The sequence below is a fragment of the Kitasatospora sp. NPDC048365 genome, from assembly GCF_043200835.1.
In the GTDB taxonomy this organism is placed as follows: Bacteria; Actinomycetota; Actinomycetes; order Streptomycetales; family Streptomycetaceae; genus Kitasatospora; species Kitasatospora terrestris.
On the sequence record NZ_JBICYJ010000055.1, the window covers coordinates 1 to 14,352 of the forward strand.

The window sequence follows — 14,352 nt, forward strand, 5'->3', positions numbered from 1 at the left end:
ACCCCCCCCCCCCCCACCCCACCCCCCCGCCCCCCCCCCCCCCCCTACTATCCCCCCCCCCCCCCCCCCCCCCCCGCCCCCGGGGCGCGCCCCCCCCCCCCCCCCCCCCCCGGGGCCGGTCAGCAGGTGCTACCCGTTGGTGATGGTGAAGGTGGTGCCGGGCTGGCGGACGATGTCGCCCTTGGCGGAGTTGGTGACGCGGACGTCGGTGAGCACGGCGCTGCCGCGTGCGCCGGACATCGCCAGGATGCCCGCGCCGTTGTTCGACTTGTCGATGCTCACGTTGGTGATCTTCACGTCGGGGATGGTCCCGCCGCCGGTCTTGAACTGGATGCCGTCGTAGGTGCTGTCGTGGATCTCGGTGTCGCGGATGACCACACCGGGGATGTCCTGGTTCGCGGCGAACAGGGTGAGCGCCCCGAACTCCTGGTCCTCGTTCCAGAACGCGCCGCCGCTGCGGTAGATCGCGTTGTTGGCGATCAGGGTCTGCCCGGAGAAGGGCAGCGGGTCGTGGTCGGTGGCGAGCATGATGCCGGGGTAGTTGGCGGTGTCGTAGACCAGGTTGTTCTCGATCCGGTTGCCGTACCCGCCGTACACCGCGATGCCGGTGGCCCGCCAGGGGAGCTGGACGGTGTTGTTGGTGAAGCTGTTGTCGTGGCCGATGTCCACCGAGGTGTTCTTGACGTACTTGTTGGCCCAGACGGCCATCGCGTCGTCACCGGTGGTGCGGAAGGTGGAGTTGAACACCTTGGAGTTGCGGGTGCCGTTGGAGAAGTTGATGCCGTCCGCGTAGGTGTCGCGGATCCGCATGCCGCTGAACTGCAGCCCGTCGGCGGGGTTCCACAGGTCCGGGATGTTGTCGTAGTCGCGGCCGACCCAGACGGCGACGTTGGCGTGCTCGATCCAGACGTTGTTGATCTTCGTGTTCTTGCCGAACCGGCCGTTCAGGCCGACGCCGCCCTCGGAGCCGTCCGCGCCGCCGCGGATCCGGCCCGACCCGAAGATCGCGATGTCCGAGATCTGGGTGTTGTCGTCGATGTCGAAGCCGAAGTTGCCCTCGTGCGGGTGGTTGATGCTGCCCGTGGCCAGGTGCGGCTCGGTCAGCGTGTAGAGCTGCGAGTGCCACATGCCCGCGCCGCGGACGGTGACGTCACGGATGCCCACCTGGTTGTACATGCCCCGGTTGAGCGGGTCGTCGGTGAGGATCTTCTTCTCCTGGCGCCACTGGCCCGCCGGGATCCACACGCAGGAGATGGTGCCGTTCTGGTCCGCAGTCACGGCGGCCTGGATCGCGGCGGTGTCGTCCAGCCCGTCGTTCGGCACGGCGCCGAAGTCGGTGATCGAGGTGCACTCGGCCGGCTTGGCGGTCGGCGGGGCGACCTGCTCCAGGTCGATCAGGTCGATGGTGTAGAACGCGGCGGTGTCCCCGGCGTCGCGCTGCAGCCGCAGCTTGGTGCCGACCGGGAAGCTCTGCGGGAGCAGCGCGTGCGCCTCGTCGAACAGCCGGCGGCCGTCGGCCTGCGGGGTCTGGGTGAGGCCCTCGGGCTGGTCGGTGGTCCCGTACAGCCAGCTGTGCTTGGACGACAGCGTCAGCTTCTGCACGAAGGTGCCGTTGGCGTAGAGGCTGAGCGTCGCGTCGATGCCGCCGCCGCCCGGCGCGTCCGGGATGGAGTTGCGGACCACGATCGAGTTGGTCGGCACGGTCGAGGTGATCTCGACGTACTGGCCGGTGCCGGTGAGCTTCACCGACTTGCGGCCGGAGGACTCCGACGCGAAGTTGGTGTGGCCGAAGGTGCGGGTGGCGTCGGCCTGCAGCAGCTCGCCCTGGTAGGTGCCGTCCTCGGCCTCGTACTCGGTGAACGGCGCGGCCGCGCCCCGGCCGACCACGATCGGCTTGCTGAGGACGTTGTTGTTCTCGTTGGTCTCCTGCGCGGTGCCGGTCGCGTCGGCGGTGACGGTGATCGTCGCGCCGCCGCTGACGGCCGTCCAGGTGCCGGTGACCGGGAGCGTGACGGTCTGTCCGGCCGCGATCGCCGGGGTGGCGGTGTTCAGCGTGGCGGTGCCGACGGCGAGGCGGGTGACACCGGCGGGCGCCGGGTCGATGCCCCGGTTGCGCAGCTGGACGGAGAACGAGGTGGGCGCGCCGGCCGCCGGGCTGGCCGGGTTCGGCGTGACGTCCAGGACTTCCAGGTCCGGGCCCGGCGCCTGGGTGACCGTGATCGCGGAGGCCGCGGCCAGCAGGTTGTTGTCCTCGTTGCGCTCGCGGACCGAGTTGTCGGCGTCCACCCGGGCGCTCGGCAGGTAGCTGCCCTGCGGGCGGGTGCCGATGTTCTTGGAGACCGTCACCGACTCGCCGGCCGCCAGGGCCGGCACCGCGACGCTGTCGGCGAGCGCGCCGCCGAGCAGGAAGTCGACGCTGTCGGCGGGCGACGGCAGGGTGCCGATGTTCTTCACCGTCGCGCGCAGGGTGATCGCGGTCGCCTCGTTCGGGCTGGCCGGGGACCACGACACGTCGGTCACCGTCAGGTCGGGGTTGGGCGCCGGGGTGCCGATCACCTGGAGCTCCGCGACCTGGCCGCCGGGGGCGCCGGTGTTGGAGGCGAACTTCAGCTGCAGGTCCGACACCCGGTCGGTGACCGGGATCGACACGGTGTTGGCGCCGCTCGCCGGGTCGAAGCGGTAGTCTGCGGCGGCCTTCAGACCGGTGAAGCCGGTGGCGCCGTCGGCCCGCCCGAGCACCTGGATGTTCTGGGTGCGGGCACCCCACGCCGGGTCGGGGTTGAGCTTCACCACCACCTGCTGGAGGTCCGCGTTCGCCCCCAGCTTGACCGTCAGGGTGTTCGGGAAAGCACCCGAGTTGCCCTCCCAGTACGTGGTCAGGTTGCCGTCGTTGGCGTTGGCCGGGGCGAAGGTCCACGCCTGCCCGGACGCCTCGATCGGCTTGCCCGCGGCCAGGTTGCTGCCGGGCGTACCCGGGTTGCCGGTCCGGGTGACCGGCGCGCTCGCGGCCGACACGTTGCCGGCCGCGTCCTTCGCCCGCACGGTGTAGGTGACGGTCGCCGAGGCGGGCTGGCTGTCCGTCCAGGTACGGACGGTGCCCGCCACACTCGCCTTCAACTGCCCGTCGGCGTACACGTCGTAGCCGGTCACGCCGATGTTGTCGGTGGCCGCGTCCCAGGTCAGCCGGATCTGTCCGGCGGCCGGCTCGGTGTACGCCAGGTTGCCCGGCGCGGACGGCTTCACGGTGTCACCCGGGTCCTCGCCGGTCCGGGTGACCGGCGCGCTCGGGTTGGACTGGTTGCCGGCCGCGTCCTTCGCCCGCACGGTGTACGTCACCGTCTCGGTGGCCGGCCGGCTGTCCGTCCAGGTCAGCACGTCTCCCGCCACCGAGGTCACCAACTGGCCGTTGGCGTAGACGTCGTAGCCCGTCACCCCGACGTTGTCGGCGGAGGCGCCCCAGGTCAGCCTGATCTTCCCGGGCTCCGGCTGGGTGTACGCCAGGTTCACCGGCGCCGTCGGCGCCTGGGTGTCGCCGCCCACCGGGCCGTACGCCTCGAACTCCGACAACTGCGCCGCCGGCCACGCCGAGTTGGCGGTGAACAGCAGCCGCAGGTAGCGGGTGGTGCTGGTGGGCAGCGAGACCGTGACCTGGTTCCCCGCCGCCGGGTCGAAGCTGTAGGCGGCCGAGGCCAGCAGGTCGGTGAACGCGCTGCCGTCCGTCGAGCCCTGCACCTTCAGCGTCTGGCTGCGCTGACCCCAGCCGTTCGGGAGCTTCAGCACCAGCCGGTTGACCTGCACCGACGAGCCCAGGTCGCCCTGTACCCACTGCGGGAAGGCGCTGTTCGAACTCTCCCAGTAGCTGGCCTGGTTGTCGTCACCGACGTTGCCCGCGGTGTAGGCGCCGTTCGCGCTGCTCGCGGTGAGCGTACGGCCCTTGAGCAGGTTGGCGGAGGCTGCCGCCGCGCCGTACACCTCGAACTCGGAGAACTGGGCGGCCGGCCACTCGGTGTTGGCGGAGACCTGGACGCGCACGTAACGCGCGGTGGCGGCCGGGAAGTTGATCCGGACCGTGTTGCCGCCGGCCTGGTCGAAGGAGTACCCGGCCGAGCCGACCACGGTGGTGAAGTTGCTGCCGTCGGTGGAACCGAGCACGGTCAGCGTCTCGGTGCGGTTGCCCCAGCCGGTCGGCAGCTTGAGCACCACCTGGTCGATCGACGAGGCGCTGCCCAGGTCCACCTGGACCCACTGCGGGAGGGCGCCGTTGCCGCTCTCCCAGTAGCTCGCCTGGTTGCCGTCGTTCACGTTGCCGACCACGTACTGGCCGTTCGCGCTGCTCGCGGTCACCGCCTTCCCGGCGGCCAGGTTGGGCCCGCCCGCGGCCCGGGCGGGCAGCACGGGGCCCGCGATCAGGAGCATGCCCACCGTGACCGACGTCGCCGTCAGCCGGGGGAGTAGGCGCTTCGATCTCATGACGTCCCTCTGTCTCTGGATGGGTGGGGGGAGATTGGGAGTCGAGAAAATGATGTCTATCTGTCAGTTTTTTGCGTGGGAGCACCCAAGAGTTACAGAGTGGTGATGGGAGTGTCAACGTTCCTTAAAGAGATGGCCGGTCGACGCCGACTCCGGGCCCGGCAGGGTGCCTTCGGGGCGCCGTGCCACCCGGACGGCCCTGTTGCGGCGCGGAGGCGCAGGTCGGGCGGGGCATTGGCGGTTAATCCGGCCGACAGGTGGCATGGTGGAGGGAAACGACCCTCGACGAGAAGGCAACGCCTTGGCAACCGACTACGACGCCCCACGCGACACCGGCGACGAAGGCCGCGACGAGAGCATCGAGGCGCTGAAGAGTCAGCGCGACGACAAACAGGGTTCCGCGGTCGACGCCGACCCGGAAGCCGTCGAAGGGCTGGAGCTTCCCGGTGCGGACCTGTCCGGCGAGGAACTCACCGTGCGGGTCGTGCCCCTGCAGGACGACGAGTTCACCTGCATGACGTGCTTCCTGGTCCACCACCGCGCCCAGCTCGCCGGCGAGGACCGCAACGGCCAGCCCATCTGCCGCGACTGCGCGTCCTGACCCGGAGCGCACAGCGCAGCGCCCGCCGCCCCGGTACGGGACGACGGGCGCAGGGGCGGACCGCTCAGCAGGCGATCGTGCCGCGCCGGATCGCGTGGCCGCCGTCGTTGGCGTCGTCGGCCCAGTAGACCGGCTTCGAGCCGGCGACGCACTCGTCGGAGCCGGCCGGCGAGAAGCCCTCGTTGTTGTAGTTGGACATGCCGCTGGGCCGGTTGTAGACGGCCGCGGTCGCGAACACGCCCGAGGCGTTGATCGTCATGGTGCGGTGCTGGCCGCTGCAGGTGTCGTCGCAGACCACCCACAGCCGCGAGGCCTGGGGCTCCCACTGGAGCTCCATGACGCCGGCCATGCCGCTGCCGACAGTGGCGATCCGGGTGAACGTGCCGGAGTCCTGCAGCACGTAGCCGTGGATCGCGCCGGTGCCTTCGACGCCCACGAAGAACACGCCGCCGGTGTGCGCGCCGTAGTGGGCGGGGTCGTACGCGGCGCCGGTGCTCGCGTCCTTGAACCCGGCCGCGGTCAGGGTCGCGTCCGGGACCCAGGTGATCGCCTCCAGGCCGGCGTTGGAGCCGACCGAGGGCAGGTCGGGGGTGAGGTTCCACTCGCGGGTCGCGGTGAGCGAGCCGCCGGTGCCCGACACGTCGTAGCGCAGGACGGAGAGCCGGCTGGTGCCGGAGGCGTCGCCGTTGCGCTCGCTGGAGACGAACACCCCGCCCGCCGCGCCGGCGGACGTCACGGTCACGCCCTCGCTGTCCGGGGTGCCGGTGCCGCCGGTGAAGCGCAGGGTCTTGCCGGAGCTCCAGCCGTTGGCGGTGTCGGGCTTCCAGCCGCCGGAGCCGTCCCGGACCAGGCGCCACAGCTTGCCGCTGTTCTGCGCGCCCCACATCACGGACCCCTCCTGGTAGAGGCCGCTGAGGTCCGAACCGAAGACGTTGGAGCCGTCCGCCGTGGCGACCGCCGAGCCGCCCGGCCACGCCACGGGGGAGGTGCCGCCGGAGCCGGAGCCGCAGTCGTTCGGGGCGCCGAGGGTCAGCGCGGCCTGCTTGAAGGCGCCGGTGCCGTCCGCGCAGCGCGACCAGGACGGCGCGGAGTGGCTGGTCCAGGTGAAGCTGTCGACCAGGGTGGTGCCGTCCGGCAGGTACAGGCGGGCCTTGTCGCTCGATCCCAGGCCGAACGAGCCGTGCACGTCGAACGCCTTGAAGCCGCCCGCGGCGAGCACGGTGCCCGCGGCGACGGTGTACTTCGAGCTGTTGTTGTCGTCCTTGAGGATCCAGCCGGAGACGTCCACGGCGGCCGTGCCCTTGTTGTGGAGCTCGATCGAGTCGTTGACGCTGCCGGTGGTCACCACCTCGTTGATCCGCACGTCGTCCGCGGGCGCGGCCTGCGCGGGTGCCGCGGTGAGCACCGCGGCGGCGGCCAGCGCGGGGGCGGTCACGGCGGCGGCGAGGGCGACGAGGCGGCGGCGGGGGGAGCGCGTTTCGGTCACGATGTCCGTCCTGGGGTCGTTCTGACAGGCCGCCATTACGGTCCCGAGCCGGCGCCGACACCCACAGCCACCGCCGGGTGAGCATCCTGTGAACTCCCCCCGAACGGCCCGCGCGGCGGTTTCGCCGGGCGCCGCGGGCGGTCAGCCGAAGAGGCGCAGGGCGCACGCGACGATCGCCGCGCGCACCTCCTCCCGGTCCTCGACGTGGACGCCCGGGCGGATCCAGACCGGGGACTGGTTGAGGACGCCGTGCAGGCACTGCAGCGCCACGTTGATGTTGTCGCAGGTGAACTCGCCGTCCGCGACGCCCTGTTCGACGACCCGTCGGAAGACGGCGTCGTGCCGGCGGCGCATGTCCTTCATCGGCTCCTCGAACGCCTGCGGCCAGGTGCGGGGCCAGGAGAAGGCCGCCGCGACCTCGGGGGCGGTCTCGGTGAGGATGAGCACCTGCTCGTCGACGAGTGCGGCCAGCAGCTCCCGGGCGCCGGCGCCGGTGACCTTCCGCTCCCGGTCGGCCAGGCGCTGGAGGACCTCCTGGGTGAGCGACTCCAGGGCGGCGGCGACCAGCTCGTCCTTGGAGGAGAAGTAGTGGTAGAGCGTGGCCTTGGCGATGTCGGTCCGCTCGGCCACGTCCTCCAGGCTCATGCCCTGGTAGCCGGCGTCGGCGAGGATCCGGGTCGCGGTGTGGACGATCTCCGCCTTGCGGCGGTCGCGCCGCCGGGCGACCCGGCCGGTACCCCGGACCGGTGACGCTCCGTCCGCCGGCTCCGGCGCACCCGCGCCGCCGGCCTCGTCCGCCGTGCCGCTCAACCCAGTTCCTCCTCGGTCCCCGGCCGCGTCGCCGCAACTCCGCGGTGTCCGCACACCCTATCGCCGCGCCCCCGAGGGGGTCGATTTTCCATCCGCCGGTACTGGAACATGACCGTGCAGCCGGAAACCCGACCGCTCGGTTGACTTTTTTCGCCGCGGGAACCTACGGTCGTGCCAGAGCCCCCCGGCCCACGAAATCCGAGGATCCGATGTCCGCTTCCACCGGCGCCTACTACCGCCGCCTCGCCATGCCCGGCCACTTCCTGCCCACCGAGCACGCCACCGGCGGGTGGTCGCCGACCGAGCAGCACATCGCGCCGATGGCGGGCCTGCTCGTCCACGAGATCGAACGGGCGGTCGGGCCGGACGGGCTGCAGACGGCGCGGCTCGGCCTGGACATCCTCGGCGTGCTGACCCTGGACGCGTTCGAGGTCACGGTCGAGGTCCTGCGGCCCGGCCGCACGATCTGCCTGGTCGAGGCGCGGGTCGGCCAGCACGGCCGCACCGCCGTGATCGCGCGCGCCTGGCGCCTCGCGGTGATCGACACCACCGAGGTCGCGGGCGGCGCGCCCGCCGTGCTGCCCGCGCCGGACGCGGTGCCCGCCTGGGACCTCACCACGCTCTTCGGCGGCGGCTTCGTGCACTCGCTGGACATCCGGCGCGAGGCCGACGCCGTGCCCGGCCGGTCCCGGTCGTGGACGCGCAGCCGGGTCGGCCTGATCGAGGGCGAGGAGGTCGGCACCCTGGCCTCCTGGATCGCCATGGTCGACACCGCGAACGGACTCGCGGTCCGCGCGTCGCCGACCGACTGGCACTACCCCAACGTCGACCTCACCATCCACCTGCACCGGCAGCCCGTCGGCGAGTGGCTCGGCTTCGAGACCGGCGTGGTGCTGGGCCCCGACGGCCTCGGCATCACCAGCTCGGCCCTGCACGACACCACCGGCCCGGTCGGCCGGGTCGAGCAGATGCTGACGGTCCGCCCGCGCGCCCACGGGCGGCGGGAGGCGGTGCCGGCCGGGTCAGGGGAGGCTCTGCTCGGTCCAGATGGTCTTGCCGGTGTCGGTGTGCTGGGTGCCCCAGCGCTGGGCGATCTGCGCGATGAGCAGGAGTCCGCGGCCGCCCTCGTCGGTGGCGGCGGCGAGCCGCATCCGCGGTGAGGTGGTGCTGGCGTCGGTGACCTGGCAGATCAGGGTGCGCCCGTAGAGCAGGCGCACCCCGATCGGGGCGGTGCCGTACCGGATGGCGTTGGTGACGAGCTCGCTGAGGATGAGCTCGGTGCCGAGGAGCAGGTCGTCCAGGCCCCAGGCGCGCAGCTGGGCGTTGGCGGCGGCACGGGTGGTGGCGACGGCCGCGGGGTCGGGCGGGACGTTCCACTCGGCGATCCGGTCGGCGGGCAGGGCCAGGGTGCGGGCGATCAGCAGGGCGATGTCGTCGGTCGGGTTGACCGGGAGCATGGCGTCCAGGACGTCCTGGCAGGTCTGCTCCGGGGAGCGTTCCGGGTGGGTGAGCGCGGCGCGGAGCCGGTCGAGGCCCTCGTCGATGTCCTTGGTCCGCGACTCGACCAGCCCGTCGGTGTACAGGACCAGCTGGCTGCCCTCGGGGACGTCGAACTCGGTGGTGGTGAACGGCAGGCCGCGCAGGCCCAGCGGCGGACCGGCCGGGGTGTCGGGGATGGTCGCGGTGCCGTCCGGGTGCACCAGGACGGGCGGCAGGTGGCCGGCCCGGGCGAGCTGGCAGCGGCAGGTGACCGGGTCGTAGATCGCGTACAGGCAGGTGGCGCCGATGATGGCGCCCTCGCGGCCGTCGGCGGCCTGCTCCTCGTCGATCCGGGCGACCACCTCGTCGAGGTGGGTGAGCAGCTCGTCGGGCGGCAGGTCGAGCATGGCGAGGTTGTGGACGGCGGTGCGCAGCCGGCCCATGGTGGCGGCGGCGTGCAGGCCGTGGCCGACCACGTCGCCGACCACCAGCGCCACCCGGGCGCCGGACAGCGGGATCACGTCGAACCAGTCGCCGCCCACCGCCGCGTGGGCGGGCAGGTAGCGGTAGGCGGCCTCGACGGCGTCCTGGACGGGCAGGCCGCGCGGGAGCAGGCTCTGCTGCAGGGACACGGCGAGCGGGTGGCCGCCGGTGATGGCGGCGGCGATCTGCTCCTGGCTGGTGTACTTGGCGTCGAAGACGCCGTTGTTGCGGCCCAGCCGCAGGACCGCGATCTGGTCGGCGACGGCCTGGATCTCCTCCAGGTTGTGGCTGATCATGACGACGGCGTGGCCCTGCTCCCGGAGCCGGCGGATCAGGTCCAGCACGCGGGTGGTCTGGTCGAGCGGCAGCGCCGAGGTGGGCTCGTCGAGGACCACCAGGCTGGGCTTCCCGATCAGCGCCCGCGCGATGGCGACCAGCTGCCGCTGCTCGGCGGAGAGCGCCGCCACCGGGACGCGGACGCTCGGCAGGCGGATGGACAGCTGGTCGAGCAGGGCCAGCGAGCGTTTCGCCATCTCGATCTCGCGCAGCACGCCGAAGCGGCGCAGCTCCCGCCCGAGGTAGAGGTTGGCGACCACGTCGAGCCGGCCGACCAGCGGGAGGTCCTGGTAGACGGTGGCGATGCCGAGCCGCCCCGCGTCGGCCGGCCGGCGCAGGGCGACCGGCCGGCCCTGCCACTCGATCGTCCCGGCGTCCGCCGGGCCGGCCCCGGAGACGACCTTGACCAGGGTGCTCTTGCCGGCCCCGCTGTCCCCGACCAGGCCGATCACCTGGCCGTGCTCGACCTGCAGGTCCACCGCGTGCAGGACCTGGACGGGGCCGTAGTGCTTGGAGATCCCGCGCAGGGACAACAGCGGGACGCCGGGCACGGGGCCACCTCCACACTCTCCGCGGTCCGTCAGGGCAGCCGACCCAACAGCCCCCCGCACCGGGGTGCCGCCGTCCGGGGCACACCCGCGGCCCCGGTCCTCCACCCTGACACCGGCGGCGCGGGGGGTGAAGCCGACACACGGGCGGCCGCCCGTTCGGCGGCATCCCCGACGGCCGCCTGCGGGGCCTAACCGGTCGGCGGCGTGCGCAGCACGCGCAGGCGGTTGCAGCGCCAGGAGAGGCGGGAGACGTCCGGCCGGGGCGCCGGGTGGCCCCACTGCCCGGCGGAGACGGACAGGTTGACGATGATCCAGGCCCGCCAGTCGGCGTCCACGCCGGCGCCGTCCGCGAACACCTCCCGGCCGTCGACCGACCAGCGGACCGAGTCGGTGCCGAACCGGCAGGAGACGGTGAACCACTGACCGGGGGTCACCAGGTTGTCCAGGTAGGCCGCCGCGCCGGGCGCGGTGTGGTTGCTGAGCTCCAGCATCCGCGGGTGGTCGCCGTGGTACTCCAGGACGTCCACCTCCCCGTGGCCGGGCTGCGGCCGACCGTCCGGCCGGTCACGCCCCCAGGTCCAGATCGCGGGCCACGCGCCCTGGGCGGCCGTCAGCAGGCAGCGCGCCTCCAGCAGGTCGCCGGGCCGCAGCTCGAAGCCGCCCGGGGTGTTCTCGGTGGTCACCAGCGGGGTGCGCCAGCTGCGGCTGCTCTCGCGGACCGCGGCGAACCGGTCCGCGCTCGGCCCGAAGCCCGGCACCAGGTGGTCGAGCTTGTTGTCGCCGGGGTTGCGCCCGTTGGGCGGGTACGCGGAGGAGACTCCGACCGCCCACTGCGAGCGGTCGGAGAAGGGGGCGTCGAACACCACGACGGGTGCGTTCGAAGGTACGGATCCGGTCAACGGGTCACTCTCCCAGGTCGCAGGGCCTTCCGACCTCGGTATCCCCGGAAGAATCACGTCCGGATCGTCCGCTGCCCGGCGCACGGGAGCGCGGCCACTGCGCCGGGCGCACACGATCGATCCGCGCCGTCAGGCCCGCCCGGCCGGGGTCAGCCGCAGTGTGGCCAACTCGAACGGGCGCAGGGCGAGCCGCACCCCGTCGCCGTCCGCGACGGCCTCGCAGCGGGCGCCGTCCCACGGGCGCTCCAACAGGTCGCAGCGGACGGCCGACGCCAGCGGGAAGGACGTCGCGAGCCGGCCCCGGGCCCGCCCGCCACCGGACTCGTAGACCCGCACCACCAGGTCGCCGCTGCCGTCGTCGGCCAGCTTGACGGCGCTCACCACGATCGCGTCCGCGTCCACCTCGACCAGCGGACGCACCTCCCGCGCCGTCCCGGTCACCCGCCGCTCCGGCAGCCCGATCGCGTAGCCCTCGCGGACCGCGTCGGCGATCCCCGCGCCGGGCACCAGCGCGTGCCGGAACCGGTGCACCCCCTGGTCGGTACACGGATCGGGGAAGCGCGGGGCACGCAGCAGCGAGAACCGGACGGTGGTGGTCGTCCCGCCGTCCGCCGGACGGACCGCCCGGGTGACGTCGTGCCCGTACGTCGACGCGGTCACCAGGGCCACGCCGAACCCCGGCTCGGCCAGGTGCACGAAGCGGTGGTTGCAGGCCTCGAACTTGGCCGCCTCCCAGCTGGTGTTGGTGTGCGTGGGCCGGAACTGGTGGCCGAACTGGGTCTCGGCCGCGTACCGCTCGGCGTGCAGGTCCAGCGGGAACGCCGCCTTCAGGAACTTCTCCGTCTCGTGCCAGTCCACCTCGGTGTCGATGTCCAGCCGCGCCCCGCCCGCCCGCAGCCGCAGCACCTGCACCACGGTGGACGAGCCGAACGAGCGGGCGACCCGCACCGCGACCTCGTCCGGGCCGTCGGCCTGCACGGCGACCTCGTCCGCGGCGGTCAGGTCGGTCACCGTGTTGCGGTAGAACTGGTCGACGTCCCAGGCGTCCCACATGTTCGGGAAGTCCGGGTGGAGCTGCAGCAGGTTCGCCCGCGCACCCGGCGCCACCGCCTCCCGCCCGCTCGCCGCGTCGACCGCCGACACCACCAGGCCGTCGCCGTCCACTACGACCCGCAGCCGCCCGTTGTCCAGGACGAACCCGCCGCCCTCGCGGGCGCCCACCGTGCACCCGCCCACGCCGGCCGGAGCCACCGCCGCGCCGCCCGCCGGCACCGCCGAACGGCCGTGCGGCGCCGCGTTGAACACCAGCTCCCGCCCGCCGGACGCCTCGCCCGCCAGCGCCCGCTGGGCCGCCCCGATCAGCTCCTCCAGCTCCGCCGCCAGCCCCGCGTACGTGGCCTCCGCCTCCCGGTGCACCCAGGCGATCGAGGAGCCCGGCAGGATGTCGTGGAACTGGTGCAGCAGCACGGTCCTCCAGATCCGGTCCAGGCGCTCGTACGGGTACGGGTGCCCGGTGCGCAGGGCCGCGGTGGCGCACCACAGCTCGGCCTCCCGCAGCAGGTTCTCGCTGCGCCGGTTGCCCTGCTTGGTCCGCGCCTGGCTGGTCAGCGTGGCCCGGTGCAGCTCCAGGTACAGCTCGCCCACCCACACCGGCGGATTCGGGTACTCCGCCTCGGCCTGCGCGAAGAACTCCGCCGGCCGCTCCCACCGCACCGTCGCCGAGCCCTCCAGGTCGTGCAGCCGGGCCGCCTTGGCGACCATCTCCCGAGTGGTGCCCCCGCCGCCGTCGCCCCAGCCGGTCGGCGCCAGCGAGTGCCGCGCCGCACCCTTGTCCTTGAAGTTGCGCACCGCGTGCGCGATCTCGCTGCCCTTCATCGAGCAGTTGTAGGTGTCCACCGGCGGGAAATGGGTGAAGATCCGCGTCCCGTCGATGCCCTCCCACAGGAAGGTGTGGTGCGGGAACGTGTTGACCTGGCTCCACGAGATCTTCTGCGTCAGCAGCCACTTGGACCCCGCGTTGCGGATGATCTGCGGAAGCCCGCCGGTGAAGCCGAAGGTGTCCGGCAGCCACACCTCCTCGTTCTCGATCCCGAACTCCTCCAGGAAGAACCGCTTGCCGTGGACGAACTGACGGGCCATCGCCTCCGACGAGGGCATGTTGGTGTCCGACTCCACCCACATGCCGCCGGTCGGCACGAACCGCCCGTCCGCGACCGCCTTCTTCACCCGCGCGTACACCTCCGGGCGGTGCTCCTTGATCCAGGCGAACTGCTGCGCCTGGGACATCGCGTACAGGAACTCCGGCTCGTCCTCCAGCAGCGCCGTCATGTTGGCCGTGGTGCGGGCCACCTTGCGGACCGTCTCGCGCAGCGGCCACAGCCACGCCGAGTCGATGTGCGCGTGGCCGATCGCCCCGATCCGGTGCGCGGACGGCGCGGCGGGGGACGCCAGCACGTCGGCGAGCTCGGCCCGGGCCGCGGCGGCGGTGGCGTTGACGTCCTGCAGGTCGACCGCGTCCAGGGCGCGCTCGACCGCGCGCAGCAGGTCCCAGCGGCGCGGGCCGTCCGGCGGCAGCTCGGCCATCAGCTCGCCGAGCACCTCCAGGTCCATCACCAGCTGCCACACCGTCTCGTCGAAGACGGCGAGCTCGATCGGGCCCAGCCGGTACTGCGGGGTGTCGCCCGCAGTCGCCTTGTCGCCCAACTCGGTCGGCACGAACGGGTGGTAGTCCAGGACGACCGGATTGGAGGCGGCCTCCACGTGCAGCAGCACCCGCTCGCCGCCGACCGCGGGCGCGGCGATCCGCACCCACTGGTTCTGCGGGTTGAGCCCCTTCACCGGGCTGCCGTCCGGGCGGTAGACCAGGCCCTCGCACTGGAAGCCCGGCATGTTGGCGTCGAAGCCGAGGTCGATCAGCGCCTCGACGGTCCGCCCCGCCCAGGCCTCGGGCACGGTGCCCTCGACGGTGATCCAGCTGGTGCCCCACGGCGCGCCCCAGGCGTCGCCGGAGGCGACCGGGACGCGCGGCGCCGCCAGCCCCTCGGCGACCGGCACCGGCTCGTCCGGCGCGGTCCAGATCGACACGGCCAGCGGCACGGACTCGGGGTACACGGCGGGGCGGATGCGCTCCGCGAGGACGCGCTTGAGACGGGCTTCGACCAGGGCGCGGTCATCATGCATGGCAGCGGACTCCGTTGGACGAGGGTGACGGGGGTGGCGAGGGTGACGGGGGAGACG

General features: G+C 72.9%; 6 protein-coding genes and 3 pseudogenes. 2 read left to right on the forward strand and 7 right to left on the reverse strand.

Going from position 1 to position 14,352, the window contains the following annotated elements; all coding sequences use genetic code 11:
• Positions 1–129: 129 nt before the first annotated feature.
• Positions 130–4,470: a discoidin domain-containing protein gene (locus tag ACGFX4_RS35955; protein WP_393083971.1), complete on the reverse strand. Its 4,341-nt coding sequence runs from the start codon at positions 4,468–4,470 to the stop codon at positions 130–132.
• Between the two features lie 301 nt (positions 4,471–4,771).
• Here ACGFX4_RS35955 and ACGFX4_RS35960 point away from each other — a divergent pair, with 301 nt between their 5' ends.
• Positions 4,772–5,071: a DUF4193 domain-containing protein gene (locus ACGFX4_RS35960; protein WP_393083974.1), complete on the forward strand. Its 300-nt coding sequence runs from the start codon at positions 4,772–4,774 to the stop codon at positions 5,069–5,071.
• Between the two features lie 64 nt (positions 5,072–5,135).
• Here ACGFX4_RS35960 and ACGFX4_RS35965 read toward each other — a convergent pair whose 3' ends face one another.
• Complete coding sequence (locus tag ACGFX4_RS35965; RefSeq protein ID WP_393084085.1) at positions 5,136–6,491, reverse strand: lamin tail domain-containing protein; 1,356 nt, start codon at positions 6,489–6,491, stop codon at positions 5,136–5,138.
• A 207-nt stretch (positions 6,492–6,698) separates the two neighbouring features.
• Complete coding sequence (locus ACGFX4_RS35970; protein ID WP_393083976.1) at positions 6,699–7,367, reverse strand: TetR/AcrR family transcriptional regulator; 669 nt, start codon at positions 7,365–7,367, stop codon at positions 6,699–6,701.
• Positions 7,368–7,615: 248 nt separating this feature from the next.
• Between ACGFX4_RS35970 and ACGFX4_RS35975 the strand changes: the two are divergent.
• Positions 7,616–8,335 (forward strand): annotated as a pseudogene (locus ACGFX4_RS35975) (thioesterase family protein); the annotation flags it as partial.
• A 54-nt stretch (positions 8,336–8,389) separates the two neighbouring features.
• Here the strand turns inward: ACGFX4_RS35975 and ACGFX4_RS35980 are convergent.
• The 4 genes and pseudogenes from ACGFX4_RS35980 to ACGFX4_RS35995 all read right to left on the reverse strand — a co-directional run.
• Positions 8,390–9,493 (reverse strand): annotated as a pseudogene (locus ACGFX4_RS35980) (SpoIIE family protein phosphatase); the annotation flags it as partial.
• A 267-nt stretch (positions 9,494–9,760) separates the two neighbouring features.
• A pseudogene (locus ACGFX4_RS35985) lies at positions 9,761–10,495 on the reverse strand (ATP-binding cassette domain-containing protein); the annotation flags it as partial.
• The gene (locus ACGFX4_RS35990) at positions 10,405–11,115 is read right to left on the reverse strand and encodes a beta-glucanase (protein WP_393083978.1); all 711 of its coding nucleotides are present in this window, start codon (positions 11,113–11,115) and stop codon (positions 10,405–10,407) included. The gene ACGFX4_RS35990 and the pseudogene ACGFX4_RS35985, both read right to left, overlap by 91 nt.
• A 129-nt stretch (positions 11,116–11,244) precedes the next feature.
• The gene (locus tag ACGFX4_RS35995; protein WP_393083981.1) at positions 11,245–14,295 is read right to left on the reverse strand and encodes an alpha-mannosidase; all 3,051 of its coding nucleotides are present in this window, start codon (positions 14,293–14,295) and stop codon (positions 11,245–11,247) included.
• Positions 14,296–14,352 lie beyond the last annotated feature (57 nt).

Coding starts and splice junctions, on each gene's coding strand:
- ACGFX4_RS35955 (WP_393083971.1), bottom strand. CDS start 4,470: ATGAGATCGAAGCGCCTACTCCCCCGGCTGACGGCGACGTCGGTCACG.
- ACGFX4_RS35995 (WP_393083981.1), bottom strand. CDS start 14,295: ATGCATGATGACCGCGCCCTGGTCGAAGCCCGTCTCAAGCGCGTCCTC.